This is a genomic window from uncultured Corynebacterium sp. (assembly GCF_946998835.1).
Lineage (GTDB): Bacteria > Actinomycetota > Actinomycetes > Mycobacteriales > Mycobacteriaceae > Corynebacterium.
In genome coordinates this window covers 93,749-120,470 of sequence record NZ_CAMQAZ010000005.1, presented here as the reverse complement: position 1 = coordinate 120,470, position 26,722 = coordinate 93,749, and the positions used below count along the sequence as shown (strand labels likewise).

Genomic DNA, 26,722 nt, shown 5'->3' with positions numbered 1-26,722 from the left:
GAGGTTGGAGTGGCCCACGGTGAAAATGCGCATGTCGCCAATGCTACGCGCCAAGAGGGTACACCCATATCGGCTTCACGAATGAGAAGGTGACTTCGCAACGACACGTCGTGGAGTTTAAGTGCAACGTGTAAAGGTTTTTCAAGCATCGCGCGATGGGGATGTGGACCCACGATCGCAGGGTCGACTGCGACGGAGCGACCATTGTCTGGCTCAGCCAAGCTATTGACTCTGCGACGTCCCGGGTGCGCCATCAGACTCTTCATGCTGAATGCGTGCGGCATGCAGTCGGGCGTGGGCGATGGCATCGAGAGTGTTGTCGAGGATCTGGGCACCGGTGGCGTCGATCGTCGTAACGTAGCGCATACGGAGCACGACAACCTTGACCGACGAGACATCAGCGAGCTCGAGGAGGAAATCGTGCGCCGCACCAAAGAAGAGAGGGCCTTCCATACGGAAGGCGGCGATGTGCTCGTCGAGAAGCTCACGCTCCTTGTCGCGGTGGTCTCCCTCGTCTAGCGGGGCGGCTTCCAGCACCGCCGTGCGGGCGGTATTGCGCAGTGCGAAGAAGCCCGCCATAACAAGGCCGATGAGTACGGCGACGACAAGATCGAACACGACGGTGGCGGCAGCCGTGATGAGTAGGGTGGCCCCGTCGTCCGTGGTGGCGCGTATTACCGAGCGGAGGTTCTGTAGGTGGACCATCTGAATCGCAGTGGCGATGAGCACGCCGGCGATCGCGGCGAGGGGAATCTCGCCCACCCACCGGGTCGCGACGAGTACGGCGACGAGCAAGAGGAGCGAATGGAACACCGCTGCCAGGCGTGTGCCTGCGCCTGCTCGCACGTTGACGGCAGTTCGGGCGATTGCGGCGGTCGCGGGAATCCCGCCGAACAGGGGTGCGACGACGTTGGCCACGCCCTGCCCGAAAAGCTCACGGTCGGGATCGTGCCGGTCGCCGACAGTCATTGCGTCGGCAACTGTCGCAGACAGTAACGATTCCAACGCACCGAGAGCTGCGACGGCGACCGCTGCCAACAGAAGCGAATCCAGGTGCTCCCACGGGATTTGCGGCCAGCGCGGGGCACGCCACGCCGAAGCCGAGCGCGAGGGGCAGTGCGACGAGGGCCACCATGAGGCCTGCCGAGAGGTCGCGCCCAATCGTCGCGCGGGACCAGTCCGAGCGGCGCGGTGCGAAACGCAGGGCACGGGACCGGATGCCCAGCGTAGAGGCGGCGGAGGAGGGCCGGCTACCGAATCCGGGCTTTCGCGGCGACGAGCAGCAGGGCGGCGTGGTCGACTTCGCCGTTTTTGATCTCGCGATTGAGCTTGTGTAGCACCACGGGGCAGCGCAGGCAGCGGATGCCGGATTTGCAACACTTCTTCTTCGGCGTCATCGCGGCCAGTTTGAAGGGGTCCTTGCCGGCGAGCTTTTTCGCGGCCTTGGCCTCGGCCTTCGAGTATTCGGGCAGGCGTAGCGAGGTCGTTGCCGCAGCCTTTTTCTTGGCTTTGGCGGCGTCCTTCTTCTTGCCCTTGTCGCCTTTCTTGCCCTTGGACATGCGCGTTCCCTTCGTCGCGAGTGTTCCCGAATTAGGTTAGCGTCGCCTCATGTAGCTTGGGTAGGCGTGGGTACCTGGTGGGTGTATTCAGGTGTTGCTTGACGACGGCTTGCCGGTCGGCCAGTGCCGCAGCGGTAAATGACGACCAAAGGACGCAAAATCGAGCAAAAAGACTCAGATCTGTGCGCTGTGGCCTGCGGAAATGGCGAGCGATAGTGAGTAGTTTTGACGACGGGCGCTCCTCGGCGTGCAGGTGTTCATTGTGCGACAGATTGGATAGCATCACTCTGTCCGCTGGGTCGATGTCACCGCTGTCAAAGCCCGAGCCCATTAACTCGAACCACGCATAGACGGCGTTACAATCCGAGAAACACTCGGCCCGTGTGCGAGCACCGGGGGGCTCCTGCGGGGTTCTGGCGTGATCACCAGTCCTCGAAGGTCAACTCCATCCGTACTCGTACTTTGATTGAGAAGACGGACATGGTTGTTGTCCGTTTTGGTGACCAGTACAAGCAGTGGAACGCTGCCGTCGACGCAGGTTACTGTGCTGCGCGGAACAATCCGGTCAGCAATCCATCCGCTAGGAAATAGCGAAGCCAGATGGTGGCCCTGGCTTTTCGACGGGCTCGCCAGCCTCGTCGACCATCCAGTCAATTTCCAGCTCCAGCTCGCGCTCAATACCAGCACGCTTTCGAGAGTCGACAACTTCCATCGTGGTATTAAACGATGTCGGCATGGTCATCGTCACCGCGGACTCGCCAGTGCCGAGAGTCATTTCCCCGGCACGGATGCGAGCTGCCAGCGTCTCCAATAAATCAGCGAGCTCATCGCGGCTGAAGCTTGCCTTGCTCTTCACCAACTTTTGATTCTTCGGAGGCGTAGTCTTTTTAGGTTTCGGTGCCATGTCTTTACTTACCTTTCCAGCCGTGCCGGTAGTTTTTACAGCGCGGAGAATCGGCTTTGACGCCACACTGTCTTTGAGGGCCGCCTTTAAAGAAGGTCGTTGAATCCTTCAAATGGCCTATCTGTCTCCATTATCCCTTTAAAAAGAAGTTTTTACCAGGCATAATAACAAGATGCTAGAAATTATTGAAACTGGGTTATAAATTGTGAAAAATTGCTGCGCTATGCTCTGGAGTGCGAGGCTCTGAATGCCTTAGGCGAGGCGCACTGATTACAGCACTCTTAGTCAGTGCTTCAAACACCTCGACAGACAGCAATAGGGGAGGAGTAAACGTCACATGGTGTCGCCCGACAACATCCTGATGTATCTTCTGCCCGAGCAAGAGGCGCGGGTTAAAGAGATCTTTGCGCAACTGGTGGAGCGTGGCTTCCCGCAGCAGAATCAAAGGCCACACATCACTGTCACTTTTGCGCCGACTATGAGCCCGGAGGTAGTCCAACGAGCAGCCGAGATTCTCCCGCCGCTTATGCCTGTGGAATTCCGCAGAGTGGGAACGGTCGTGTTCGGCACAAAGGGTAAACAGACCGTCGCATGGTTGTTAGAAACAAGTGACGAGCTGGAAGATGCCGCTCGCGAAATCAGCCGTCTCAACCCTGACGGCCGCGGCTCCCGCTGGATTCCGCATCTGACTATGGGGCTGAGAATCCCGCGGGATATGGTTCCTGGTTACGTCCGGGCTCTTGATGAAATTACAAGCCCGCACTTCAAAACTCTCAACGCGCCGCGTGCTGCATTCTGGAGCCCCAAAGTGCAGGAATTAACAGAGTTCTAGCACCCCGCACGTTGCAACTTTTCAAAAAGCGGTGAAGCCAAACGACCACTAAGCAGCGGCCATAATCTTCTTGGCCTGGGCTTCGAAGACTTCCACGGCGCGCTTCTTTGAAGCTTCCTTGGACTCCGGGGTTGCATGCGCAAGTGCGATTGGGTCGGTCATATTTTCCGCGTCAGCTTCTGGAGCGTCCGGAATTGGAGCAGCGGATACCATCACCATCACCCCATTGACAACGCCGACAATGTCGTAGCTGGTGGCATCAGTAGTAGTTCCACCAGAGCTAATGTCCACAACTGTTGCGTGGGTAGTGAGCTCATCTGGTTTGACGGAAAGATCCGGCTCCCACGTTTCCCGGTGCATTTTCATTGTTGTGGTCAGGTCCATGCCGTTGAGCATCTCCTGCGCCTCAGGAGGAATTTCCTGGCCTTCCATGGATTCTTTCAGGAGGTCGGAAGCATCCATCGAAGCGGTCACCTCAGAGCACTTATTCAGAATATCTGTGTACCCCTGGTATGTCTCAGGGCTCTTCAATACTGAGACCGCGATGGTGACCTTTTCCGTGTCCAAGTTGGCGAAAGAACTGACAGCCTGCTCCAATTCTTCCGTCGGCTTGATGAAAGTGGTGCATTCGGCCGGTTCTATATCTAAAGAATCCTCCGAAAACATCTCCATCGCGTCCTTGTATCCATTAATCCTGTTTTTGGAGAAGTCCACGCCTTGAACTTCATTAGTAAGCAGGAGCTGGTCCTCGGACGCAGTGGGCGTTGCCCCATCAGCCTTCGTTACCTTACTGGTTGATTCTTGGCTGGTCTCACCGCCCGCGTTATTCCCCTCGTCCCCAGAGTCACATGCGGTGAGTAATGCGGCGCTCGTACAACCGGCGACAACAGTTGTCGCAATCTCCTTCCACATTCCAGAGTTGCGCTGCTTCATGATTCCTCATTCCGTCGAGCTGAAATTCAACAACGTATGTCACTCTGCTCAGGAGCCCTGAGCCGAATCCAAAGTTTGGTGAAAGAATACAAGAGCATGCCGCCGCGTGCTTTGAAAACAAGGTTTTCAGTCGCGTCTGCTTTACGACGCTCCGCCGGCCCTCACCGCCGACTGTGCAACCTTTGCCACGGGATACATGGAGATCAACGCAATAATCGCACCAAAGATGAAAACGGGCACGAACCCGAATTTCGGTGCTGCGAAGGAAATAACAAAAGGAGCGAAGAAGCCAACATAGGTCAGCGAATAATAGATAGCAGTGGCAGCACCCAGCTCGGCTGCTGGTGCGATGATTTGTACCTCGCGGAGGCCGGAGACCATCATCACGCCGTATGCAGCACCAAGCGCCAGGGCAGCGGGGAATACGCTCCACACGTTCTGTGTGAGTGCGACGATGAGGCTGAGCAACATACCAACCGTCGTTAAGCCGAGGCCAAAAATAGCTGGCGGGATAAAGCTGGTGGAGCTGATGCGGGTAACCAGTGGTTGTACCAGAACGCCGGTGCCCATCGTGATGCAGGCGATGAATCCGGCGAAGGCGATGGGGTAGCGGGATTCGGCGATTGTCGGCAGGACGACGAACGATGTGCACGCGGCGCCGAATACCCATGGTGCCCAGGCGGCGACTGCCCACAGGAATCTCGGGCTCAGAGTGACGGAGGAGAAGAACCGCTGTGGGGCGTCACTGCGCCCTGCGGTTGGCAGTCCGCCGGAAGCGTTCCATGTCAGCGGAATGATGCTGAGAAGTAGTGCGAGATGGACAAGGTAGGGGACGGAATCGGGGCGGGGAGCAAATTCTGCGACCAACCCTGAAGCCAGTGGACCCAGCGAGAACCCGGCGGAGAGTGCAACGGTTGCGCGCCGGGCGGAAATTTGGGGTGCGACCGGCGCGATCTCCTTAATCCACGAGGCACCAGCGGCCATCACCATACCCATTGAAATGCCGACGATAAGGCGTCCTATCAGCAGTGATGGGAAGTGGAACCAGACACCGGTGAGTAGGACTCCTGAGCCGAGAGCCGAGGTTATCAGTGCGGGGCGGATGATTGCGCGACGGCCGAGTCGGTCGGACAGTGGGCCGCAGATGAGTAGCGCGGGGATGAGCCCTGCGACATAGATCGCGAAGAGGAAGGTGACCTGGGACTGGGTGAGGGCATCGACCATTCGATATGCAGGCAGGAGTGGGGCAAAGAGGTTGGCTCCAAACGCAACCGCGAACATGCCCAGGGCTACTCGAATCCAGTCTCGTGTCATGGTTTCCTCCTGTCGATTGCCTCCCGCGGCGGTCAGAACAGTGTGCCAACAACAATAGGCCAGCTAGCAAACGCTAGCTGGCCTATTGAGTTACTCTGAGCTGCTCGGATTAGTTACCCAAGCAAATTGTCCTAGTTCTTGGCAGCGCCAAAGAATGCGCTGAGCGGCGAGAAGAATCCCTTCTTCGCCTTCTTAGCGGACTTATCCCTACCGAGAATTCGCTCGGAGATGCGGTCGGTTAGAACGCCTACGAGCTTGCCGCTGCGCACGACGGGCAGTTCGCTGCGACGCTCGTCGATAAGCTGGCGAGCGCTAATAGCAGCTGGATCCTCGGGTTTGATGAAATCCTTTACGGGAACACCGACGGTGTTCATGTAGGCGTCGCGGTCGGCGTACTCGCGAAGTTCCTTCAGCGTAATGTCACTGGTCAGGTAGCCTTCATCGTCGACGAGGAAGACACAGGCATTGTCATCGAGACCAGCGAATTCAGCTGCGTAGTTGCTCAGCGCCTCCCCGACGGTGATGTCCTCCGGAACTGCAATGTACGACTCCGTCATGTGCATGCTGACCGTGTCCGGGAGGAGGCTGTAGGGGCTAATTGAAGACTTCGGCTTGAAGAAGTTGGCCATGGTGTTCTGTGTCTGTGTCATTGTGGGGTCCTTTTCCAGGTATCCCAGCTCCTTTGCTAGGAGGGAATGTCTGTTGATTAATAAATTATGGCTCCCTCGCCTAAGAGCGTTGGCAATGTAATGCCTTAACTAAAAGTGGCCACTTGAGATGAGACCTTGCTTCGAGAGTCTGCCGAAACTCTCGATGAAGTGCAGGGCAGCGGCCTATGGAGATATAGGAGCCTCACCTAACGAGGTTGTTCGCTATACAAAGGTTAACACAAGGTTAAGTACGCAGTAAAGAGGAGTAAACGAAAAGCTTCCTGGGGGTGTCGGAGGTTAAACGCCCATGAACTCGCGAATTGCTGGCCACTCGGCATCGGTTTGTGCTCGACCGAGCTCGTAATTGTGCAGCAACTTTGCCTGCCTCCGCTCCGCCTTCGTGATGCTCATGTTATTGGCATAGAAAACATAGGCCTGGCCTTTGTGCTCAAGCTCAGCGGCCCAATCAAGAGAGGCATTGTATCGCTCGTGCCTTGTGATAAGCAGCTCTGCCACCATTGGGTTATTGCGGAAAACCTGGCGCAGAAGCTTAGGGCGTGATGGGGCCGTGCGGCGGAACCCCTTCGGGCGAGTTAACACAATGAGGAATTTTTTAAAACCGTCTGCTTCTGCAGCATCAATTGGAATGCCACCTGACGATCCCAGTGCGCCGTCGACAAAAGGCACACCATCTATATAGGGCATACGCATGACACCGGGAATCGTTGAGCTGGCGCGGGTGTACTTCATCAACGTAGGCAAATCTGGGATATCGTCCGGCCCCCAGTCGATGGTTTCACCCGTATCCGCCCGGACGGCAGAAATCCGGTAGGGAGTCGGATTGTTCTTAAAGGTCTCGTAATCCAGAGGCATGGCACCGTCCGGACGTCCTGCGTCTTCGTAAATGTACTCGGCATCGAAATAACCGCGCCCGCGAAGCATCGGTCGCCAGCCACTGCTGGTCGGCTGTGCAATGAAGTCGGTGAAGCTGTCTTTAGAGCGCTGGATGTCCCGGGAAAGGTAATTGACTACGTGAGAAGCGCCGGCGCTTACGCCACCGACCCAACCGACATTGATGTCCTCGCGAAGTAGTCGTTCGACGAAAGGCGCCGTGTAGCTATTGCGTGTTCCGCCACCTTCGAAGACTAACGCTACATCGCTGACCTGCATTTATATCCCTCCGGTTATGCTCGCGCTATTGTCTATCGGGCGTTACGCTCGTTCAAGACTACCTGAACGCCACTCATTTTAGATTTCGGTGAGCGAAATTTACGGCGCGTCTTGGAGGATGACCGGAAGCAGCCCCTCGCCCATATCCGGATTAGGCAGCACGCCCTCCGGGTCGTAGAACAAGATCTCCTTGCCCTCGTGGCTCAGGCGTCGCATCGCTTCCAGAATCAGCGTGCGTCCCACTGGATTGACGAAACCGACACGGCTGACATCGAAGACGATTTCGCTTTCCGACGGGGTCACAGTCGCCAACCTGTTGAGCACAATCTCGGCCGCAGTGAAGTTGACCGGGCCCTGGATCTCGATAATGGAGCGGCCATTGCTGACGCGCGTGCCGCGCAACGCTCGCGAACCAATGGCTTCGGCATCCATGAGATGAAGGCCCAAGTCTTCGGAGAGCTTTCGGAAGATAGCAATACTGCGGACACTGTTGCCGTGGTCATTCAAACGCGGTGAAAAGGCTGCGAGCCCCGCCTGGCCCGGTAGCGCGCCCAACAAGCCACCGGCAACACCGCTCTTGGCGGGAATCCCGACCTCGGTAAACCATTCACCGGCCTCGTCATACATGCCGGCAATCGCCATCACGGACAAGACTCGGCGAACAACCGAGCGGCCGAGCACAGTCTGGTTGGTTACCGGGTTGACGCCGCCGTTGGCCAACACTGCGGTCATCATAGCGACATCGCGGGTGTTGACTAGCACGGAGCACTGTGCGGTGTAGCCTCGGACAGCGTCGTGAGGCGTGGTTTCGATAAAGCCGTAAGCAGCCAACATGTGCGCGATGGACATGTTTCGATGTGCGGTGTCCATTTCGCTTTCATAGGCTTCGTGGTCAACGCGGAGCTTGCGGCCAGCCAACGTCGAAAGAAGGTCCAGCATATGGTTGGTGCGGGCCTTCCAGTTGGCGCCAGGTTCACACACGAACTGGTTGACTGCCAGCGCGCCGACATTAATCATCGGGTTCTTCGGGCGGTGCGTGCCCTGTTCCAACGACAGCTCGTTAAAGGCCTCGCCGGAAGGTTCAGTGCCCACGATGCTGTCGATTTTATCCTTGCCATGCTCGGTGATGGCTGCAGCGTAGGCAAAGGGCTTGGACATCGACTGAATGGTGAATTCAGCATCGGTGTCGCCCGCAGTGTAAGTGCGTCCGGACACCGTGGTCATAGCCAGTGCAAGACGGTCTGGGTTAGCTTCGGCAAGAGTAGGGATATAGTCCGCTACCTCGCCAGACTCATCGGGACGGACAGATTCGACGATTTCGGACAGGTAATCTTTGATCGGCGTTTTCATCAGAGTTTGCTAAGCATCTTTCCTGGGATGAAAAATCCCGGTTGAGTCATTGGCATCGTGTACGAACCTACACCAGGCCGTATTCGCTACAGGTCCCCGACTCTGCCCACTCCCGTCGTGCGCGCCGGGCAAATCGACTTATCCTAGGGGATGTGAAATTTCTCAACAATCAGTCCGCGCCCTACGAGTTGACCTACAGCGATGTCTTCATGGTGCCGTCGAAGTCATCCGTGGGTTCTCGCATGGGTGTCGATTTGTCCACCAACGATGGCACCGGCACGACCATTCCGATTGTGGTCTCCAACATGACGGCCATCTCGGGACGTCGGATGGCCGAAACCACCGCTCGGCGAGGTGGTATTGCGATTTTGCCGCAGGATGTCCCCGCAGAAATCGCTGCTGAGACCATCCGTCAAATCAAGTCCGCGCATTTGGTTTTCGATACTCCAATCGTCGTCAAGCCTCATCACACCGCCGGGTATGCGCGCCATCTCCTTCCGAAGCGTGCCCACGGTGCGGCTGTGGTGGTGGAAGACAACAAGCCGGTGGGTTTGATTACGGGGCGTGACCTGGCGGGAGTGGATAACTTTGCACAGGTAGGGACGCTCATGTCCACCTCGCTATTTACGCTTCCATCCGACATTGAACCCCGTGACGCCTTTGACCAGCTCACTGCTTCCGGACGCAAGCTCGCGCCGGTAGTAGACGCAGACGGTGCGTTGGTTGGCGTGCTGACGCGAAAGGGCGCGTTGCGTGCGACCCTCTACAAGCCAGCCGTTGATGCTGAAGGCAAGCTGCGTGTTGGTGCGGCACTCGGAATCAACGGTGATGTTGAGGGGCGTGCAAGAACACTGCTCGACGCAGGCGCCGACGTGCTGGTCGTGGATACGGCACACGGTCATCAGGAATCGATGCTCCATGCTTTACGACGAGTCCGTGCACTTAACCCCCCAGTGCCAATTGCGGCCGGCAATGTCGTGACTGCCGATGGTGTCCGCGACCTCGCGGAGGCAGGAGCTGACATTATTAAGGTCGGTGTTGGCCCGGGTGCGATGTGCACAACTCGAATGCAGACCGGTGTGGGGCGCCCACAGTTCTCCGCCGTACTGGAATGCGCAGCGGCTGCTCGTGAATGTGGTGTGCATGTCTGGGCTGATGGTGGTGTGAAGGATCCCCGCGATGTGGCCCTCGCGTTGGCAGCAGGTGCCTCCAACGTGATGATTGGCTCGTGGTTTGCTGGCACCTTCGAGTCCCCGGGAGACGTGCAGAAAGACGCCGCCGGACGCATGTTCAAGGAGTCCTTCGGCATGGCTTCGCACCGCGCGGTGGAGAGTCGAAATGCGCAGGTAGAGGCCTTTGAAAAGGCTCGGCGCGAAATGTTCGAAGAGGGCATCTCTACTGCGAAGATTTACCTGGAACCGGGGCGCGAAGGTGTGGAGGATCAAATCGATCGTATTATCTCGGGTGTGCGTTCTTCGTTCACGTACGCCGGTTCGGCCACCATCGAGCAGTTTGCTGAGCGGGCAGTGGTGGGAATTCAATCCGCTGCGGGGTTTGCGGAAGGAATGCCGAGGGCGACGCGGTAGACGTCGTCAAGCCTGCCGGGGTTAAACCGACTAGCGGTGCTGTGGGGCAATTGGTAGGTATGTAAAGGCGTTGTTAGGACGTGTTTAATACGACATGTGAGATTGGGGAGGGGCTGGCAACGATGAGTTGGCAGTTACGAGAAAACAGTGCTGTGACGGAGGCTGGATTGGGAACAGGTAGCGACTCTAAGGCGGGGAGTGGGAACGCATTTTTTGCTCGCGCCCGCGTGACCGACTCCGATCCGTGCCCGTGCGGTGGGGGACTCTACGGGATGTGCTGTGGCCCGCTGCACCGCGGTGAGCGAGAGGCAGTGACCGCAGCTGAGCTGATGGCAGCGCGGTACAGCGCTTACTCCGCTCACGAGGCGGATTACATCTGGCGGACGTGGCACCCGCGCTACCGCCCGGAAATTATCAATGTGGATGACGGCGTGAAATGGGAGGGACTCACCATCATCGACACGGTCGACGGTGGTGAAGACGACCGCGAGGGGGTCGTCGAGTTCGAAGCGGCTTTCCGCGATTACGAGGGCTCCGGCACGATGCACGAGCGCTCCCGTTTCGTACGCCGTGCGCGACGCTGGGTGTACGTCGACGGTGAGGTCACGTACTCCTAAGCGTCAGCGCCAGTTACGCAGCCTGTTACGCAGATGCCTTGGTCGTACCCTTCGTGTCATGCTCGTTGTGCTTGTCATGGCCGAAGGGCAGTACGGCAACGATTGCCACAATGATTGCGCCCCAGATGGCGCCGAAAATCAGTGAGCCGGTCGTGTTGGCCGACCAGCTGAGGAAACCACCGGAGGCCAGCTGCTCCAGGTGGTGAACCAGCTGATAGGGAAGGTGCCAGCCCAGTTCATCGAGGCCGACGACCATGATGTGGCCACCGACCCACAACATGGCAAACGTGCCGATAATGCCGATTGTGGTCAAAACGATTGGCATGGCCTTGACCAGCATCTCACCGAACTTGCTGATGCCAGTTGATTTCTTGGACTGCAGGTGCAGGCCGATGTCATCAATCTTGACCAAGAAACCCACCACGCCATAGACCGCGAGCGTGATGATGAGCGCCACCACAATAAGAATGAGTGCGCGGTTGAGCAGTGGTTGATCAGCGACCTCGTTGAGAGAGATCACCATAATCTCCGCTGAGAGAATCAAGTCGGTGAAAATTGCCGACTTCACCAGTGAATCCTCATTCTGTGGCGTACGGTTGGTCGCCGACTCCATCCGCTCCAGTTCAGTCTGTTCCGGAGAGATTCGGTGCTTAATTTTCTCCCAGACCTTTTCCATGCCCTCAAAACACAAGTATGTGCCACCGAGCATCAAAATCGGTGTTAGTGCCCAGGGGAGAAACTGACTGAGCAGCAGCGCAATCGGCAGAATAATGACGATTTTGTTGACCAGAGAACCTTTGGTGATACGCCAAATAATCGGCAGCTCACGCTTCGGCGAGACACCCTCGACGAATTTAGGTGTCACCGCAGCGTCATCTACTACTACACCTGCGGCTTTAGCGCTAGCTTTACTGGCCGCAGCCGCAATATCGTCTGTTGTTGCCGCTGCAGCGCGTGCAATCGTGGCAACGTCGTCAAGCAGTGCGACAAGTCCGCCTGCCATAAAAACCTCCCGCATTGGAGGACGCGACTAAGAGCCGACATCGTATCAAAGGATTATCGAAACGATTCTAACCGCTACACCGGATTGACACTTTGTTGTCGGTAGCTGTTGAAGTCTTGCTGATAGTTAGCATGCTCCTTTAAATGTGCGCGCGTGGCAAGATATAGACCATGAACGCTTCCTTCTCCGAAATCTACCGACAGGTCAACGCGGACAACGCCGATAACGCGGACAACGAATCAGATACCAGCAACGATGCCGGCTCCGAGGAACAACAGCGCCCGGCGCGCCCACGCATGGCACTGGTAGTCGTCGACGCTCAGAATGACTTTTCCGCGGGTGGCGCACTTGCCGTAGACGGCGCGGAGGCAGCGTACACCGCCACGTATCTGCATGTCGCGGGCACGGCGAATAAGTATTCGGTTCTCGCGACTACTCGTGACAATCACATCGATCCGGGCACACATTTCTCCGAGACCCCGGATTTCGTCGATACTTGGCCGAAGCACTGTGTTGCGGGTACCCCGGGTGCGGAAATCCACCCCGGTATGCAGCGTGCCATCGCTTTCTTTGAGCAGCTCAATCCCGCCGCCGTGCGTATCGACGTCACGAAGGGGGAGTACGCCGCCGCCTACTCCGGTTTCGAGGGAACGACGGAGGCTGGCGTTTCGCTTGCCGACGCTCTCCGGGCTTCGGACATCGAAGAGATCGATGTGGTGGGTGTTGCGACTGACCACTGCGTACGCGCAACCGTGCTCGATGGCCTCAAAGAGGGCTTTTCCGTTCGCGTACTGAGCAATCAGGTCGCGGCGGTGGATCCGGAACGCGGCAAGGCTGCACTGGCGGAAATGGCCGCTGCCGGTGCGACAGTGGTCTAGTTAAAAGTCACCATATCCAGGTCGACCTCGCGGAGATGGCGGTGGTTAGACGCTGTCTCCACATAGCGGCCCGCATGGGCAATGAAGCCCTTTGCTTCCTCGGCTGAGAGCTGGCGACGTACCTTAGCTGGCACGCCTGCAGCCAGTGACCTCGGCTCGATTACCTGATTTTCTAACACCACGGCACCTGCGGCAATGAGACTGCCAGCGCCGACGTGAGAGCGTGACAATAGGGTGGACTTCATGCCGATGAGGCACCCGTCCTCGACTGTGGTGCCGTGGACCAACGCCATATGTCCGACCGTGACATCATCGCCCAAAATTGTGGCCACGCCTCGGTCTACGTGAACGGTGGAATTGTCCTGGATGTTGGTGCGCTGGCCAATACGAATCGGTGCGACATCGCCGCGGAGGACAGAACCGTAGAACACGGAGCTATCCGCACCGATTTCGACATCTCCGATAATGACCGCGCCGGGCGCGATCCAGGCGCTGGAATGAATGCGCGGGGTCTTATCTTGGTAGGTGAGAATGAGCGGGGTGTTCATCATAGGACCCAATATAACCGTCAGCTGAGGTCAGCGTAAGAAAAATTCTCAGTAAAATACAGCGAAATGCTTTGTTCGGAGGGTGCAATTCCGCTTGGACACGCCTACAGTGGGCGACATGATTTTTATCGTTGTGAATTACCAAGTTAAGCCGGAGTTTGCCGACGAATGGATGGACCATGTCGCTGAGTTCACCGCTGCCACCCGGGCAGAGGTTGGCAACAAATGGTTTGAATGGTCCCGCAGCGTAGAAGACCCCAACCAGTACATTCTCGTCGAGGCATTCGATGACGATGCTGGTGAAGCACACGTCAACTCCGAGCACTTCGCCAAGGGCCTGGAGGCCATGAAGCCACTGCTCGCAGAGACCCCGAAGATCGTCTCGCAGGTACTGCCGGATAAGCAGGACTGGGATCGCATGGGCGAGCTGCAGGTCGATTAATGTCCGCAGACTCTATCCGCGATACCGCAACCGCCCCCAGCGGCGGTACATATTCCCTCAGGGGTCGCTGCCTTCGAATCGGCTCCGCCATGCTCGCCTCGATTCTTATCGTCGGCTTGAGCGCCTGTAGCGATACTGATGAGACAGCCATGGAGGACAACCAAACGCAGAACAGTCAGACCCCTGGTGTCGTTGCCTCTAGCGCTGCCATTCGGGACAACCTGGCTCAGCTTGCAGCAGATACTGCGGCATTGAAGAAAGCCTCGCAGACGCTGATTGCAAAGAAAACAGTCTCGGAAGAGACCCGTAAGATTGCGCAGCAGGCCGAACCCGTCCTCGCTGAAGAGGAAGAGCGGCTTATCAAGACACTCGGTGTCGATGTCGATCCGTCCGAGACGAAGCTCGATACGAGCACCATGACTCGCCTTGACAACGAAGAGGGGCCGCACGCGGATATGGCTTACCTGACCTTGATGGAAGGTAGCCTGGATACCCTAATCGGCCAGTGGGAAGAGCTTGAAAAGCACGGCGGAAACGACCTGCGAGAGTTCGCAAGCACCTCGCGGCAGCAGCTGACAGAGATCCAGCAGTCGCTGGAAGAGCGGATGCAGTACTAACTCGGCTGGCGGCATTCTTCGGAAATCGGCAGAAAAGTCATGCAAAGCCTGCCCGAGGAGCCCGCGAAGTTAGTAGCGTGTAGAGAGCCGGTGTGCTGTGGACGTCGTCAAGCGAATGCGCACTCGGATAAAACACAATGCTGACTGATTAAACCAGAGTAGAAGGTAGGGAGATATGCCAATGGCAAATAGCATCTCGCGAGTAGGGATCGTCGGCGCCGGCCAAATGGGCTCCGGCATTATTGAGGTCTGTGCAAAGGCCGGCAGCGATGTCAAGGTCTGGGAGGCCAAGGAAGAATTCCTCGAGTCCGGACGAGCTCGAATTGAAAAGTCGCTGGATAAAGCAGTTTCTCGTGGCAAGCTGGAGCAGTCCACACGCGATGAGATTCTGGGGCGTATTAGCTTCACCACCAAGTTGGAAGACTTCGCTGACCGTGAGCTGGTTATCGAGGCCATCGTGGAGAACCCGGAAGTAAAGGCCAGCGTCTTCTCCCAGCTTGATGAAATCGTTGAGTCGGACGACGCCATCCTGGCTTCCAACACCTCCTCGCTGCCGATTCAGTCCATTGCTGCAGCCACCAAGCGCCCGGAGCGCGTCATGGGTCTGCATTTCTTCAACCCGGTTCCGGTTCTGCCGCTGGTAGAGCACGTCGTTACCCTGACCACCGGTGAGGTTCAGTCAGAGCGCGCGTACAAGTACGCCTCTGAAGCACTGGGCAAGACCGTCATCCGCGCTAAGGACCGTTCGGGCTTCATCGTTAACGCTCTGCTCGTGCCGTACATCCTCGGTGCTATTCGTATGCTGCAGGACGGCATTGCCACCGCAGAGGACATCGACGCAGGCATGGTCAATGGCTGTGCGCACCCAATGGGCCCGCTGACTCTGGCAGACATGGTTGGTCTGGATACCATCAAGTTCATCGCCGATGCCATGTTCGACGAGTACAAGGAGCCGACCTACTCTGCGCCTCCGCTGCTCAAGCGCATGGTTGAGGCAGGTCACTTCGGCCGGAAGTCCGGTCGAGGCTTCTACGACTACTCTAAGTAGTCCACACTTTTAGCCCCATTTTGGGGCAGGAATTGAATTCTTACCGGTTGGCGGAAATTTGTACCGCCAACCGGTTTCTTTTTCCGTTTTTATCAGTGAAAACTCGGTTAACTGTACCGGGGCCAAACGCCCGCGAAACAGGTGGTCTGGTAACCGTTTTCCTTTCAACGCGCCGAAACCTCACGGAGTGCTTAACATAAGTGATGATTTTGTCAGCCTTTGACTTATAGAGCACTTCACAACTGGTGCTTTCGTTGTAGCAATCTGGAAAGGAATGCCCTCAGTGTCTTCTTTGAAGCAGCACAAGCGCACTGCCGCCCGTACCCGTGTTGGCGCAGCTACCGCAGCTATGGCAGTTGTTATGGGACTCACGCCGGCAACCGCTGCGGCATCGGTGGCAGGCCCGCAGGTAGAGTTTGCTAATCAGCAGTCGGCTCTTTCCAGTGAGAATGCCGGCGCTATTGCGCCGACCCCAACTCCATACCGTCCGGACCAGCTTCTCCGTGCGTACCCGTCCGATGCCGCGACCGATAACGCGTTCTACTTCTACGTGGTTCACCCGTTCGTCGAGACGCGGGACATGCATCCGGAGGTCCTGGATCAGAACCTCGAAACCGTCATTCGTATTAATAATGAGGCTAAGAATGACCCGCAGGCACAGGAACTTGCCCTCGATGACGACTACCTGGATCCGCTAGTCAACATCTCCACTGCCTTTGGTGCAGAGCTGGGCCAGCATTTCCGTGATGCTTTTGACGAGGGACGCCTGCCGAAGGTGAAGGCACTGCTGTCTGGCAACCTCGCCCGTGGCGGTGGCCTGGTCAGCTCGACTTTCTTTGAGAAGTACGCCTACGGTTATGACCGCCCGTTTGTGGTGGCTCCGGAGCGCGTCGAGCGCTACTACCGCGATGGCCAGGATGACCCGTACTCGACCACGCCGTCGTATCCGTCCGGCCACACCAATAAGGCGGCATGGACCTCGACCATGCTGGCTCTGATGCTGCCGGAGGTCGCACCGCAGATTCAGGCACGAGCTTCCGAGGCTGGCCAGTCCCGTCTCGTCATGGGTGTGCACTACCCGCTGGATGTCATGGGCGGCCGTATGATGGGCAACCAGGCTGCAGCTGACCGCTGGGCAGACCCGGAGTTCCGCCCGCTCATCGAAGAAGCGATGGAAGAGCTGCGCGCTGAGCTCGAGTACCGCTGTGGTGATACCATCGCCAACTGCGTCGCTAAGGACACTCCGTACATGAGCACTGAAGCTGCAGTTCAGCAGTACACCGAGCGCATGACCTACGACTTCAAGCAGGTCGGTCCAGCCGACCAGCCGGTCGTCGTCCCGAAGCGTTACGCAGGTCTGCTGGAGACTCGCTTCCCGGACCTAACCGAGGAGCAGCGCAATTCCGTCCTCGCTCAGACTGCAATCCCGTCCGGTTACCCGCTTGACCGCACCGACGGTGAGGGCCAGCACGTTCGTATGAACATGGCTCGCGCACTGGCTGCCGACGTCGTTGTGAACGCCGACGGCACCGTCACCGTCACTAACTAAAACGCCAACTATAGGTGCAGGGCCGCATCAAGGCGGTCCAGGGCTTCCCCGAGAATTTCCGGAGAAGTCGCAAAGTTAAGCCGCACATGCCCAGCCCCGCCTTCGCCGAATGCGAAGCCGGGGTTGAGTGCTATTTTGGCGTTTTCCACCAACCACGCAGCTGGGTCAGCTTTGTCAACACCAGCCACGTCTCCCAGGTCTAGCCATGCCAAAAATGAAGCCTGTGGTGGGGTAAAGCGAGCCTGCGGCGCAATGGTAGACAAACGTGTGCGCAGAGTTTCACGGTTAGCGCGCAGGATGTCGACAAAGTTTTCCAACCAGGGCACACCATCGCGGTAGGCAGCGGTGGCAGCAGCGACTCCGAGAATAGAGGCGCCTTCGCGCACAATGAAAGGCAGCTCCAGCCAGGTTTTGGCGTCGTCGTCGTTAAAAATAATCTGCGCGCACTTCAAGCCAGCGGTATTCCACCCCTTAGAGGTGGAGGTTACCGTAATCGTCACTGCCGCTGCAGTCTCGGATACCGATGCCGTTGGAGTGTGAGTGCCATCCAGAACGACCGGGCCATGAATCTCGTCGGAGATGACCCGCGCGCCAAAACGGTCGGCCAAGTCAGTGATTTCACGTAGCTTTTCCGGAGAGTAAGTAAAACCGAGCGGGTTATTCGGATTGCACAAAATCAGGCAACCTGCGCCATCGGCAAAGGCGCGCTCGAGGGCGCCGAGATCCGGGCCGTCGGCAAGCGTGGGAATGTGCACGGTCTCGCGTGCCAGTGCGGGGCCTACCTGGAAAAACGGCATGTAGGCAGGGGTCGGGACGACAATCGCCGATCCGGGGCGGGTGAAGCGTTCCACCGCGAGCGTGACACCGCGAACCACATCGGCGACAGCAAAGATGTTGTCGGGGTTTGGGTGCCATCCGTAGCGCGCTTCAGAAAAGTTCGCAGTTGCGGTGGTGAGGTCCGAGATGTCCTGCGAGAGGTAACCGAACTGCTCACGCTCGCAGGCTTCGTGAATCGCGGCGCTGACGGCAGGGCAGGTAGTTGCATCGGATTCGGCGACCCACAGCGGTAGCACATCCGGCGAATACGCGGTCCACTTGACGGTCCCGCGGGCGCGGAGTTCATCGAGGGAGGGGAAAGTGACATCGCTATTTAGACTCATAGTTTCCGTGTATACAGAAAAAGCGAGGAGTCAGAAGGCGCACAGCCTCAGTGCTTCCTCCGCGGCTGGTAAAGCGGCATCGCGGTCGACCTTGACCAGCCCCAGGCGCGTGCGACGATCGAGAATATCGTCAACGCTGAGAGCTCCCTCGTGGGTCACATGCCAGGCAAACTCGGCGCGCGTGACATCGAGGCCTTCTGCCACCGGATCGAGCGGTCGGTCGAGCGGGCAGGACTCGATGACCTCAAAGGACTCTGCGCCGTAGCGCTGGAACAATGGCATCGGGATGCGGCCAGCGGCGGCAGCGGTACGGGCACGGTCGAGCTCCTCCGGCTCAGAGCCCAGCACAGGAATAGTGCGGGTGGTACATGGAGCGAGGGTAACGCCGAGCTTCTCCGCGACCTTGTCCACAGTCTGCTCAGCCATCAGGCGGTACTCGGTGAGCTTGCCGCCGGTAATGGAAATCAGGCCATTCGGGGCTTCCAGCAGGGCATGCTCGCGGGAGAGGTCAGCGGTATTGGCCTCGCCCGCGTCAATGAGAGGACGCAGCCCAGCGAAAGCGCCGATGACGTCGTTACGGGTAAGCGGAACCTCAAGTGCCTGGTTAATGACTTCGAGCAGAAAATCGATGTCCTCCTCCGGCACCTCTGGCACATCGGGGATTGGTCCCGGGGCATCTTCGTCGGTCAAGCCGATATAAACGCGGTTGTGTTCTGCGGGCAGGACGAAGCAGAAACGATTGGTGTGACCGGGCACCGGCACTGTGAGAGAGCCGGTCGGGTTGCCCAGCTTCTCGGCATCGAGAACCAGGTGGGTGCCGCGCGATGGGCGAATCTTGATGTTCGTCGCAAGCTCCGCAGCCCATACACCAGTGGCATTGACGACGGCGCGAGCCGGCAGCTCGAAGGTGTCGCCAGTGAGTTCATCAGTCAGCATGGCGCTCGTGCCGGAAGCGGTCTCGCAGCGTACGCGGGTCAGAATAGTTGCCCCGTAGCTAGCTGCAGTTCGCGCGATAGCGGCGACCAGGCGCGCGTCGTCACGCAGCTGTCCGTCGTAGTTGACGTAGCCGAACTTCACGTCGCGCTCACGGACGGTCGGCGACAGCTCAACTACACGGCGAGGACCGACAGTGCGTGACAGCGGCAGGGTAGTCGCCGAGGTGCCAGCGATAATGCGCAGGAAGTCGCCGGCCAAAAATCCCACACGCGGCAGAATTCGGGTCAGCGGCGCGAATTGGTCCATCACCGGCACAACCTGTGGCAGGTTGTGTACCAGGTGCGGAGCGGTGACATCGAGCATCGCACCACGCTCGATAGCTGAGCGGCGAGCGATGCCGACGTTACCGCTCGCAAGATAGCGCAGGCCGCCGTGGGCTAGCTTCGATGACCAGCGAGAGGTGCCGAAAGCTAGGTCCTTCGATTCGACGAGAACTGTATTGAGGCCCCGCGAGGCCGCATCCAATGTGATGCCGACACCGGTGATGCCCGCGCCGACGACCAGCAGATCAGGGATTGCGCCCTTAGCTGTATCTGTGCGCAGACGATTTAGGTCCGCTTTCCGACGAGCCTTGTTCAAAACCGCAGCGGAGCGATCGCGCTGAGGAGCGTGCGTGGCAGGCATAGTCTTTCTTCCTCGACTTTCCCGAAGACGGTGATAGTGGTGAACCTATCTGACATAAGTGATGAAGTTGTGAAGTGGACGTAACAGATTGTGCACTATTTCGGGCGTAACCCATTGCGGGCCATTCAGAAATAGACTAAGTTGTTCATTATCAACGACCGGCACGGATATTGATTCAAGAAACCATTCATAAAACGTTTTGTCGTTTACGAGTCATTTCCACGGATTTCCAGGAAGGAGACACCTCGATGGCCATGCACCCAGCGTCCAACCGCTCTGAGTCTATGAACCGAGCTTTCGCTGCTATTGCACCATCGCTGCAGATGTGTTGCTGCTGTCTCCAGTCCGTGCCACCTCAGACAGGTCGTAACTAGGAAAGCGCACTTAGGCACTTAAAACGCCACGCTGTTTGCGGTCGCACGGACGAAATCGCACCCGTGATTTAGCCGACCATCTCCAGCCATCCACCGCATTTTCGGTTGGAAACCAGGAAGAAGCGACAGCGACAATGACCGCAGCACTTGAATCTTTTACCCTTGACGATTACGTTTCACTGTTTATTTATGACGGCCCAACATCGCCGGAAATCTACGCCAGTGAACTGGTCAGTCTGGCTCAGTAGTCGCAGCTAGCGGTTGGGCCACAGGCGACGGCAACAGGGTTAGATCATGTTGCCGTCGTAACGCTCGGCCAAAGAGCGCGGACCGGTAGCCAGCTTGCCTGGGTTGAGGATGCCCGCCGGGTCGAGTTCGGCCTTAATTGCCCGCATGACCTTGGCAAACAACTCGGTGTTTTCCTCGTAGTACTGCGGGCTGTGATCCTGGCCAATCCCGTGGTGATGGGTGATGGTGCCACCGTAATCCATCATGGCTTCTGATGCCGCAGTCTTAATATCCATCCACTGCTGGAGAATCTGGCCTTCGGTCTCTCGGAAGAAGTACGTGAAGTACAGCGAGCAGCCGGACTCGTACATGTGCGAGATGTGGCAGAAGACGTACACCGGGGTGCCGTGCTTCTCGCCAGCGGCTTCCATTGCGGAGGCAATTTCGTGGCGTAGTGTGGCCGCGTTATCCCAGGTGGTGGCGGTCTCCAGGGTGTCGACGCCGACGCGGCGAGTCATCATGACATCGCGCAGGTACGGTGAGGAGAAGCGATGGTTCACCCAGGCCATGCCCGGGATCGAGCCCATTCGGACGCATTTCTTGGTCAGCAGGCGAGCGGCCAGGCGTTCACGCGTGACGCGGGCGGTAACCGGGTCGGTCTGGGCGAAACCGAAAATCACCATGCACGGGGTGTTGATACCGCGCAGCTTCAGGTACTTTGTGACGTTCTCGGACATACTGGCGGAGCCGAGCTGAGTGAGACCGAACAGGGTCTCCTTTTCATCTGAGATGCGCGCCAGGTGGGGGATGTTGCCGTTCTGCTCCAGTTTGCGCAGTTCCTCGGCGGCGTCCTCAAAGGAGTTGAAGAAGTAGGTGTCGAAGAGCATCTCCTTGCGTGGGCGCTGATTCAGGGCAATCGTCACATGCGTGATGATGCCCAGGGTGCCCTCCGAACCCAAGAAAAGCTCACGTGGGTTCGGGCCGGATGCCGACGACGGCATGTCGCGGAACTCCATGGTGCCGGCTGGCGTGACGACGCGCATGCCAATCACATTGCGGTCGATACGATCGTAACCAGAGGATTCCTGGCCTGCCGAGCGGCAAGAGACCCAACCGCCGACAGTGGAGTACTCGAAGGACTGCGGGAAGTGCCCGGCGGTGAAGCCGGCCTTGGACAGTTCCTTTTCCAGGTCAGGGCCGAATACACCGGTCTGGACGGTGACCGTGCCAGCGACCTTGTCAATCTCGATAATCTTGTCGAATGCGGTCATAGACACCGCAATGGCTTTGCCCATACCGCCGTCAACTGCCTCGACACCGCCAACGACTGAGGTGCCGCCGCCGAAGGGAACGATTGCGATCTTGTGCTCAGCGCAGATCGTGAACAGGTCCTCAATGTGCTTTTCAGTCTTCGGTAGTACGACCGCATCCGGGGCGATGTCGAGCTTGGCTGCGCGCAGTCGAACTAAGTCGGGGTAGGAGCGGCCGACTGCGTGCTTGACGCGGGTGTCGTGGTCGGTGGCGACGGCATCCGGGCCGACAATAGCGCTCAGTATCTCGATATCCTCGGTGCTCAGACGGCTATCGGGGATGGCGACATCGGCGATGTTGCGCGGCGGGTTACTCGCATCCAGCGACATACCGATTTCGCGCTGCAGGAGCTTCTCGCTGGCCGCGGTGATTGGTTTGTCGTTGCCGTCAACACCCCAGCCCCACCAACGCATGCGGTATGGAATCGTGAGCTTGTTGGGCATCCTGCGCGTCTCCTTGGGCATCGGTGCACATCTTTATGTCTTTTATCATAGCGACAGCGCGTTACGGTTTCTCAAAAAATGTCAAGTAGTCTTGGTAGGCTTCAGTTAGACGCGGTAACACAATCGCATAAGGATTAGTATTGGCCGGTCAAAAGCCCGCGTAAAAATAGGTATTTCTTCGATGAACGCTAACGACAAGAATCTCAACTATCCCCTGGGAACAACTGAGATTCGTACCCTTGCTCTGGTCACCAACCCCCATGCTGGTCATGGCGCTTCCCAAATCGCCTCTGCTCGAGCAAGTCGAGTGTTCGCCGACCGCGGTATCGACGTTATCGCACTTCAAGGTTCGAATCCCGACGACGCCCGCAAGCTCATCCGGGAGGTCATCGCTGACGGCCGCATCGATGCTTTAGCCGTCTGCGGTGGCGACGGGATGACTAACCTCGCACTGCAGGAACAGGCACAGACCGGAATTCCACTCGGTATCATTCCCGCGGGCACCGGAAACGACCACGGTCGCGAGTACAACCTTCCGCGTAGCAATGCTCGCGATGCCGCTCACGTGATCGCCGATGGTTTTTGGACGACCACAGACCTCGGCCGCATCACGAGTGCGGCGGGGGAGCAGCGCTGGTTCGGCACCATTATGTGTGCCGGTTTCGACTCCATTGTCTCCGACCGTGTCAATCAGATGACCTGGCCACACGGCCGGAACCGCTACAATTTGGCCATAATCCGCGAGTTCTTGGCGTTCCACTCGCTGCCGTTTCGCATTACGTTGGACGATGAGCGAGTTCTCGAAGACCCAATTACGCTGGCAGCCTTCGGCAACACTCGCTCTTACGGCGGCGGTATGAAAATCTGCCCGTCCGCAGACCACGCCGACGGTCTGATGGACATCACCGTCATCGGCAAGGCCGGGCGCGTTAAGGCCGCCCTGGCATTCAAGTCCGTGTTCGACGGCACCGTCGACAAAAATAGTGAGGTCAGCACCTACCGCGCCAAGAAGGCTGATGTGGAATATATCGGCCCAGCACGAAGGATGAATGCCTACGCTGATGGCGACCTCATGTTCCCGATGCCGGTCACAGTGGAAATTGTTCCAGCCGCTGGCCGCTACCTCGTTCCCCGTCCGTAACAGGGCGCAGGGGGGCGTCGTCAAGCATTTCCCACACGCTTAACGACGGCGCGCTACCCCTTGATGCCGTACTTCTTCAGGCGTAAGCGATCCGCCGCGGAGGCCGAAGCCGTCAGACGTAGTAGCTCGGCGTAGATGCCGCCTGTCTGCGCCAACTCGGCGGGCGCACCCACCTCGTCGACGTGACCGTCACGTAGCGTGACGATGGTGTCTACATCGGAAATGGTGGACAGGCGGTGGGCGATGATAACCGTGGTGCGCCCCTCCATCAGCTTGTCCAAGCCCCGCTGCACTTCGCGTTCGGCCTTGGTATCCAGCGCCGAGGTGGCTTCGTCGAGGATGAGTAGGGGAGCGTCCTTCAAAATGGCGCGGGCAATAGCGATGCGCTGTTTCTGACCACCCGAGAGTTTCAAGCCCCGTTCGCCGATAGTGGTGTTGTAACCGTCGGCGAAGCTGCGGATGAAGTCGTCAGCGTTGGCCTTCTTGGCAGCAGCGATGATTTCTTCATCGGTGGCGGTGGGTTTGCCGTAGGCGATGTTTTCCCGAATCGTGCCGGAGAACAGCGACGAATCTTGGAATACGACTGCTGAGCCAGCGCGCAGAGTGGAACCGGAAACCTCGGAGACATCCGAACCCAGCACGCTCAAGCGGCCTGCAGTCGGGGCATAAAAGCCGAGCAGTAGGTTGACGATGGTGGACTTACCGCCGCCCGACTCGCCGACCAGGGCAATCTTCTGGCCTGAGTACGCCTGGAAACTGACATTGGAGAGTACCGGCTTGTCCTCTTCGTAGGCGAAGTCCACTGCGTCGAAGTCGACGATAGGAGCGCCTGCAGCCTTCTGCTCGGCCGCACGCTCTAGACAGAGCTGGTATGCGCTGTCGGCGGACTCAGTGGTCGAGGTGGAGCCTTCCGAAGTGAAGTCCAAGTCACCGTTATTCGCAGTTGCGGTATGGAGGAGTTCCGGCTGCGTGCGAGCTTCTGGAGTCAGCTCCATGACCTTGAAATAATCGCGGGACCCGGCGACTGCGCGCTGGGCAGCATCGACCAGGAAACTCATCATGGTCACCGGTTGGCGCGCCATGTTAATCAGCTGAATGAGCATGACCATGGTGCCAATGGAGAATTCACCCGACAATGTGCGAAGGAAAAGCAGCAGATAGATGCCTGCAAAAATGATATTTAAGATGCCGCCGCGCAGGGCATCCATGCGGTGCCACCACGTTGACTGCTCATGGGTCAGGGAGATGGTGCGGCGGAAACGGGAACCGAAAAACGCAATTTCACGTAGTTCGGCGGTGAAGGAACGGACAACCTTGACCTGGCCGATGACCTCTGCAAAACGGCCACCGGCGATATCAATCTGCTCGTTCTTCTTGGCTTCAATCTTCTGCCAACGTTTCGAAGTCAACGCAGTCAGCAAGGTGTAGACCGGGAAAACGATAATCAGCAGCACAGCCAGCGGCCAGTAGTACCAGGCGGTGATACCCAGCACGGCACCGACGGTCAACAGCATCGGGAAGAAGTTGTTGGAAAACGCCTGGAGGAACTGCGTGATATTGGTAATCGAACGTTCCAGCCGCGCGATTATCGTGCCGGTGACCTGGCTGTCGAAATAGCGCTGCGGGAGCGACAGCAGCTTGGCGTAGTAGCGGGTCGACAGAATCTCACGCATGCGAGCGGTCATCACGTCACCCAGGTAGCCACCGATGTTGTGCACAATCGTTTGCGTCAGATCAGCAATTAGCAGTCCGATGACCAGCCAGATTACGGTGCGAGTGGTGTCGGACATCGCCGCTTGGCTCAGCCCCTCATCGCCGGAGACCGCACCGACGATGGCATCGGTGGCATCGCGGATGAGGAAAGGACTAATCAGCGATGCGGCGGCGGTGGCCAGCGAACAGATGATGACCCCGATGTAGAAAGGCCAGAGCACTCGCGTGGTGGATAGGATTCTGCTGAGCAGACGCACGAAAGACCTCTATCTTGCGGGACAGAGAATCCCGCTATGAAATTACTGCGACAAAAGCCCTATCCTAACAGCGAGCGCACAGCCCCAAGCGGCAGCGGCAGCCAGTTGGGACGATTCTGCGCTTCGTAAAGACACTCGTAGATGGCCTTATCCAGCACAAAGGCCTCCAACAGCGCCTGGTCGCCGGTGTCGCCGTAGCCCTCCAGGAAAGCATCGATGCTGCGGCGAGCCCACTGCTCAACACGTTTGGTAACCGCCTCGGTGTCTTCGCGTCCCGTCAGCAGCGGGTAGTGCGCCGCGTAATCAAAGGAGCGAATCATACCGGCGATATCGCGCAGGCGGTGATCTGGCAGTCGACGCTCCTCCCATGGGCGCGATGGTTCACCTTCGAAATCAATCAATCGCCACGAGCCCGGCGTGCGCAGTACCTGGCCCAGGTGCAAATCACCATGGATTCGCTGGACGACGGCGCCACCTTCCGGCACCGCAGCCTCCGCACGATCAAACACCGCTTGGGCCTTGTCCTTGACCTCGGCAATTTCCGGCACCACACCAGCGACGAAGTCCAGGCGAGCACGAAGCGGTGCCATCAGTTCCGCACCAGCGAGGCGTTTCTTCACCGCAACGGCGGCTGCGAGGCTGCTGTGAACGGCAGCTACAGCTTCGCCGAGCGCGCGGGCTTCGGATGAGAAGTCGGTGCCCAAGTCCTCCAATGGGGTTTGGCTCTCGCGGATAGCATCACGCACTGCGCCAAGAGCCAGCTCCCAGCCGTCGACCGAGTTCGGGGCGAATTCCTGCAGCATGGCGGTGGTGTAGGTGTCTTCACCGATGGTGGTCTCTACCCAGGAATAGAGCTCAGGGACAAACTTGCAGTCCGCCTGGGCGAGTGCGGCCAGCAGCTCCACATCGGCATTGATGCCGGGGTAGAGGCGACGGAAGAACTTGCACATCACGCGGTCATCGAAAATGACCGAGGTATTCGACTGCTCAACTCCCATCGGGCGACTGGATTCCGGTCGTGGCTGCTCAGAACCCGGCACACGACGCAGCTCCATGCGACCGAGCTTGCCTTCGTCGGAAAGCTTCTTGCCGAGTGCCGTGATGGCATCCGAATCGATGAGAGCGTCGTAGCCGACAATCCCCTCGGCGCGAACTAACAGCGCCTGCTCCTGGCCATCGGGGACATCCTCCGCCCAGGCGATGGGGAGCTGATAGGTCGGTGCGGAATCCGCGGTATGCACCTTGATCAGTGCGATGTCGATATCGGGACTGTCAGGGAGGTCGCGAATTACGGAGTCGAGAGAGAGAATCTCGACGTGGTCGATGTCAGATGCCTTGTCAGCGAAAAAGCGCATCTTGACCAGTGTGTCTGCCAACTCTTCGGCAATGAAATCGGCGGTGGGAATAGTCATGTCAGTTAGTTCGCCTTTCGGGACGTGAAAATCACTGTTCGGCTATGTAGTTGTGTATGAGTG

Annotated in this window: 24 protein-coding genes and 1 pseudogene; 10 read left to right on the top strand and 15 right to left on the bottom strand. The window is 58.1% G+C overall.

Translation table 11 applies throughout. The annotated features are described in order from the left end of the window. Window positions 1-222: 222 nt before the first annotated feature. Both Q0U90_RS03015 and Q0U90_RS03010 read right to left on the bottom strand, forming a co-directional pair. Window positions 223-1,209, bottom strand: coding sequence for a SulP family inorganic anion transporter (locus tag Q0U90_RS03015; protein ID WP_297451551.1), 987 nt, complete (start codon window positions 1,207-1,209; stop codon window positions 223-225). Window positions 1,210-1,250: 41 nt separating this feature from the next. After that, window positions 1,251-1,559 carry a hypothetical protein gene (locus Q0U90_RS03010; RefSeq protein WP_297451548.1) on the bottom strand — a complete coding sequence of 103 codons (309 nt, stop codon included), beginning with the start codon at window positions 1,557-1,559 and terminating at the stop codon, window positions 1,251-1,253. 402 nt (window positions 1,560-1,961) lie between these two features. On the opposite strand from Q0U90_RS03010, the pseudogene Q0U90_RS03005 reads away from it, so the two are divergent. Continuing rightward, a pseudogene (locus Q0U90_RS03005) lies at window positions 1,962-2,166 on the top strand (YtoQ family protein); the annotation flags it as partial. Here Q0U90_RS03005 and Q0U90_RS03000 read toward each other — a convergent pair. Further along, on the bottom strand, window positions 2,140-2,463 hold the full coding sequence (locus tag Q0U90_RS03000) for an amphi-Trp domain-containing protein (protein ID WP_297451546.1): 324 nt from the start codon (window positions 2,461-2,463) through the stop codon (window positions 2,140-2,142). The pseudogene Q0U90_RS03005 and the gene Q0U90_RS03000 overlap by 27 nt on opposite strands. Before the next feature lie 337 nt (window positions 2,464-2,800). Between Q0U90_RS03000 and Q0U90_RS02995 the strand changes: the two genes are divergently transcribed. After that, complete coding sequence (locus Q0U90_RS02995; protein ID WP_297451543.1) at window positions 2,801-3,295, top strand: 2'-5' RNA ligase family protein; 495 nt, start codon at window positions 2,801-2,803, stop codon at window positions 3,293-3,295. Between the two features lie 48 nt (window positions 3,296-3,343). On the opposite strand, the gene Q0U90_RS02990 is transcribed toward Q0U90_RS02995, so the two are convergent. The 5 genes from Q0U90_RS02990 to Q0U90_RS02970 all read right to left on the bottom strand — a co-directional run bounded on the left by Q0U90_RS02990 (window position 3,344) and on the right by Q0U90_RS02970 (window position 8,712). Next, window positions 3,344-4,228: a hypothetical protein gene (locus Q0U90_RS02990; protein ID WP_297451540.1), complete on the bottom strand. Its 885-nt coding sequence runs from the start codon at window positions 4,226-4,228 to the stop codon at window positions 3,344-3,346. A 141-nt stretch (window positions 4,229-4,369) separates the two neighbouring features. Then, window positions 4,370-5,542: an MFS transporter gene (locus Q0U90_RS02985; protein WP_297451537.1), complete on the bottom strand. Its 1,173-nt coding sequence runs from the start codon at window positions 5,540-5,542 to the stop codon at window positions 4,370-4,372. A gap of 131 nt (window positions 5,543-5,673) precedes the next feature. Then, the gene (locus Q0U90_RS02980; protein WP_297451535.1) at window positions 5,674-6,192 is read right to left on the bottom strand and encodes a CBS domain-containing protein; all 519 of its coding nucleotides are present in this window, start codon (window positions 6,190-6,192) and stop codon (window positions 5,674-5,676) included. Between the two features lie 297 nt (window positions 6,193-6,489). After that, on the bottom strand, window positions 6,490-7,362 hold the full coding sequence (locus Q0U90_RS02975; RefSeq protein WP_297451532.1) for a patatin family protein: 873 nt from the start codon (window positions 7,360-7,362) through the stop codon (window positions 6,490-6,492). A gap of 99 nt (window positions 7,363-7,461) precedes the next feature. Continuing rightward, a complete protein-coding gene (locus tag Q0U90_RS02970; RefSeq protein WP_297451528.1) occupies window positions 7,462-8,712 on the bottom strand; it encodes a glutaminase in 1,251 nt (416 codons plus the stop codon). A gap of 152 nt (window positions 8,713-8,864) precedes the next feature. Here Q0U90_RS02970 and Q0U90_RS02965 point away from each other — a divergent pair, with 152 nt between their 5' ends. Together Q0U90_RS02965 and Q0U90_RS02960 are read left to right on the top strand one after the other, a co-directional pair. Further along, entirely contained in the window at window positions 8,865-10,298 is a 1,434-nt protein-coding gene (locus Q0U90_RS02965) for a GuaB1 family IMP dehydrogenase-related protein (RefSeq protein WP_297451525.1), read from the top strand. A gap of 80 nt (window positions 10,299-10,378) precedes the next feature. Next, complete coding sequence (locus tag Q0U90_RS02960) at window positions 10,379-10,915, top strand: YchJ family metal-binding protein (protein ID WP_366516618.1); 537 nt, start codon at window positions 10,379-10,381, stop codon at window positions 10,913-10,915. Window positions 10,916-10,940: 25 nt separating this feature from the next. Here the strand turns inward: Q0U90_RS02960 and Q0U90_RS02955 are convergent, their stop codons facing one another. Beyond that, on the bottom strand, window positions 10,941-11,918 hold the full coding sequence (locus tag Q0U90_RS02955; protein WP_297451521.1) for a DUF808 domain-containing protein: 978 nt from the start codon (window positions 11,916-11,918) through the stop codon (window positions 10,941-10,943). Window positions 11,919-12,088: 170 nt separating this feature from the next. Between Q0U90_RS02955 and Q0U90_RS02950 the strand changes: the two genes are divergently transcribed. Then, the gene (locus Q0U90_RS02950; protein ID WP_297451518.1) at window positions 12,089-12,796 is read left to right on the top strand and encodes an isochorismatase family protein; all 708 of its coding nucleotides are present in this window, start codon (window positions 12,089-12,091) and stop codon (window positions 12,794-12,796) included. Here Q0U90_RS02950 and Q0U90_RS02945 read toward each other — a convergent pair. Beyond that, a complete protein-coding gene (locus tag Q0U90_RS02945) occupies window positions 12,793-13,347 on the bottom strand; it encodes a gamma carbonic anhydrase family protein (RefSeq protein WP_297451515.1) in 555 nt (184 codons plus the stop codon). The two genes, Q0U90_RS02950 and Q0U90_RS02945, sit on opposite strands and share 4 nt — an antisense overlap. Before the next feature lie 115 nt (window positions 13,348-13,462). Here Q0U90_RS02945 and Q0U90_RS02940 point away from each other — a divergent pair, with 115 nt between their 5' ends. The 4 genes from Q0U90_RS02940 to Q0U90_RS02925 all read left to right on the top strand — a co-directional run bounded on the left by Q0U90_RS02940 (window position 13,463) and on the right by Q0U90_RS02925 (window position 17,000). Continuing rightward, a complete protein-coding gene (locus Q0U90_RS02940; protein WP_297451512.1) occupies window positions 13,463-13,786 on the top strand; it encodes a putative quinol monooxygenase in 324 nt (107 codons plus the stop codon). Further along, a complete protein-coding gene (locus Q0U90_RS02935) occupies window positions 13,786-14,403 on the top strand; it encodes a hypothetical protein (protein WP_297451509.1) in 618 nt (205 codons plus the stop codon). Before Q0U90_RS02940 ends, Q0U90_RS02935 begins: the two co-directional genes overlap by 1 nt. Before the next feature lie 181 nt (window positions 14,404-14,584). Next, window positions 14,585-15,451 (top strand): 3-hydroxybutyryl-CoA dehydrogenase, encoded by an 867-nt coding sequence (locus Q0U90_RS02930; protein WP_297451506.1) that lies wholly within the window; start codon window positions 14,585-14,587, stop codon window positions 15,449-15,451. Between the two features lie 283 nt (window positions 15,452-15,734). After that, window positions 15,735-17,000, top strand: coding sequence for a phosphatase PAP2 family protein (locus Q0U90_RS02925; protein WP_297451503.1), 1,266 nt, complete (start codon window positions 15,735-15,737; stop codon window positions 16,998-17,000). Between the two features lie 8 nt (window positions 17,001-17,008). Here Q0U90_RS02925 and Q0U90_RS02920 read toward each other — a convergent pair whose 3' ends face one another. From Q0U90_RS02920 to Q0U90_RS02910, 3 genes are all read right to left on the bottom strand, one after another. After that, complete coding sequence (locus Q0U90_RS02920) at window positions 17,009-18,160, bottom strand: aminotransferase class I/II-fold pyridoxal phosphate-dependent enzyme (RefSeq protein WP_297451499.1); 1,152 nt, start codon at window positions 18,158-18,160, stop codon at window positions 17,009-17,011. Between the two features lie 30 nt (window positions 18,161-18,190). Beyond that, window positions 18,191-19,780 carry a glycerol-3-phosphate dehydrogenase/oxidase gene (locus Q0U90_RS02915; protein WP_297451495.1) on the bottom strand — a complete coding sequence of 530 codons (1,590 nt, stop codon included), beginning with the start codon at window positions 19,778-19,780 and terminating at the stop codon, window positions 18,191-18,193. A 661-nt stretch (window positions 19,781-20,441) separates the two neighbouring features. Then, the gene (locus Q0U90_RS02910; RefSeq protein ID WP_297451492.1) at window positions 20,442-22,136 is read right to left on the bottom strand and encodes an FAD-binding oxidoreductase; all 1,695 of its coding nucleotides are present in this window, start codon (window positions 22,134-22,136) and stop codon (window positions 20,442-20,444) included. 181 nt (window positions 22,137-22,317) lie between these two features. Here Q0U90_RS02910 and Q0U90_RS02905 point away from each other — a divergent pair, with 181 nt between their 5' ends. Continuing rightward, complete coding sequence (locus Q0U90_RS02905; RefSeq protein WP_297451489.1) at window positions 22,318-23,277, top strand: diacylglycerol kinase; 960 nt, start codon at window positions 22,318-22,320, stop codon at window positions 23,275-23,277. A 53-nt stretch (window positions 23,278-23,330) separates the two neighbouring features. Here Q0U90_RS02905 and Q0U90_RS02900 read toward each other — a convergent pair whose 3' ends face one another. Then, a complete protein-coding gene (locus Q0U90_RS02900) occupies window positions 23,331-25,247 on the bottom strand; it encodes an ABC transporter ATP-binding protein (RefSeq protein WP_297451486.1) in 1,917 nt (638 codons plus the stop codon). A gap of 59 nt (window positions 25,248-25,306) precedes the next feature. Next, window positions 25,307-26,659, bottom strand: coding sequence for a phosphotransferase (locus Q0U90_RS02895; protein WP_297451483.1), 1,353 nt, complete (start codon window positions 26,657-26,659; stop codon window positions 25,307-25,309). Window positions 26,660-26,722 lie beyond the last annotated feature (63 nt).

What these genes read in the sequence shown, in the direction of transcription:
- Q0U90_RS02990 (WP_297451540.1), bottom strand. Translation starts at nt 4,228, where the DNA reads ATGAAGCAGCGCAACTCTGGAATGTGGAAGGAGATTGCGACAACTGTT.
- Q0U90_RS02950 (WP_297451518.1), top strand. Translation starts at nt 12,089, where the DNA reads ATGAACGCTTCCTTCTCCGAAATCTACCGACAGGTCAACGCGGACAAC.
- Q0U90_RS02935 (WP_297451509.1), top strand. Translation starts at nt 13,786, where the DNA reads ATGTCCGCAGACTCTATCCGCGATACCGCAACCGCCCCCAGCGGCGGT.
- Q0U90_RS02995 (WP_297451543.1), top strand. Translation starts at nt 2,801, where the DNA reads ATGGTGTCGCCCGACAACATCCTGATGTATCTTCTGCCCGAGCAAGAG.
- Q0U90_RS02905 (WP_297451489.1), top strand. Translation starts at nt 22,318, where the DNA reads ATGAACGCTAACGACAAGAATCTCAACTATCCCCTGGGAACAACTGAG.
- Q0U90_RS02980 (WP_297451535.1), bottom strand. Translation starts at nt 6,192, where the DNA reads ATGACACAGACACAGAACACCATGGCCAACTTCTTCAAGCCGAAGTCT.
- Q0U90_RS02940 (WP_297451512.1), top strand. Translation starts at nt 13,463, where the DNA reads ATGATTTTTATCGTTGTGAATTACCAAGTTAAGCCGGAGTTTGCCGAC.
- Q0U90_RS02930 (WP_297451506.1), top strand. Translation starts at nt 14,585, where the DNA reads ATGGCAAATAGCATCTCGCGAGTAGGGATCGTCGGCGCCGGCCAAATG.
- Q0U90_RS02945 (WP_297451515.1), bottom strand. Translation starts at nt 13,347, where the DNA reads ATGATGAACACCCCGCTCATTCTCACCTACCAAGATAAGACCCCGCGC.
- Q0U90_RS03000 (WP_297451546.1), bottom strand. Translation starts at nt 2,463, where the DNA reads ATGGCACCGAAACCTAAAAAGACTACGCCTCCGAAGAATCAAAAGTTG.
- Q0U90_RS02915 (WP_297451495.1), bottom strand. Translation starts at nt 19,780, where the DNA reads ATGCCTGCCACGCACGCTCCTCAGCGCGATCGCTCCGCTGCGGTTTTG.
- Q0U90_RS02895 (WP_297451483.1), bottom strand. Translation starts at nt 26,659, where the DNA reads ATGACTATTCCCACCGCCGATTTCATTGCCGAAGAGTTGGCAGACACA.
- Q0U90_RS03010 (WP_297451548.1), bottom strand. Translation starts at nt 1,559, where the DNA reads ATGTCCAAGGGCAAGAAAGGCGACAAGGGCAAGAAGAAGGACGCCGCC.
- Q0U90_RS02910 (WP_297451492.1), bottom strand. Translation starts at nt 22,136, where the DNA reads ATGCCCAACAAGCTCACGATTCCATACCGCATGCGTTGGTGGGGCTGG.
- Q0U90_RS02985 (WP_297451537.1), bottom strand. Translation starts at nt 5,542, where the DNA reads ATGACACGAGACTGGATTCGAGTAGCCCTGGGCATGTTCGCGGTTGCG.
- Q0U90_RS02920 (WP_297451499.1), bottom strand. Translation starts at nt 18,160, where the DNA reads ATGAGTCTAAATAGCGATGTCACTTTCCCCTCCCTCGATGAACTCCGC.
- Q0U90_RS02955 (WP_297451521.1), bottom strand. Translation starts at nt 11,918, where the DNA reads ATGGCAGGCGGACTTGTCGCACTGCTTGACGACGTTGCCACGATTGCA.
- Q0U90_RS02975 (WP_297451532.1), bottom strand. Translation starts at nt 7,362, where the DNA reads ATGCAGGTCAGCGATGTAGCGTTAGTCTTCGAAGGTGGCGGAACACGC.
- Q0U90_RS02970 (WP_297451528.1), bottom strand. Translation starts at nt 8,712, where the DNA reads ATGAAAACGCCGATCAAAGATTACCTGTCCGAAATCGTCGAATCTGTC.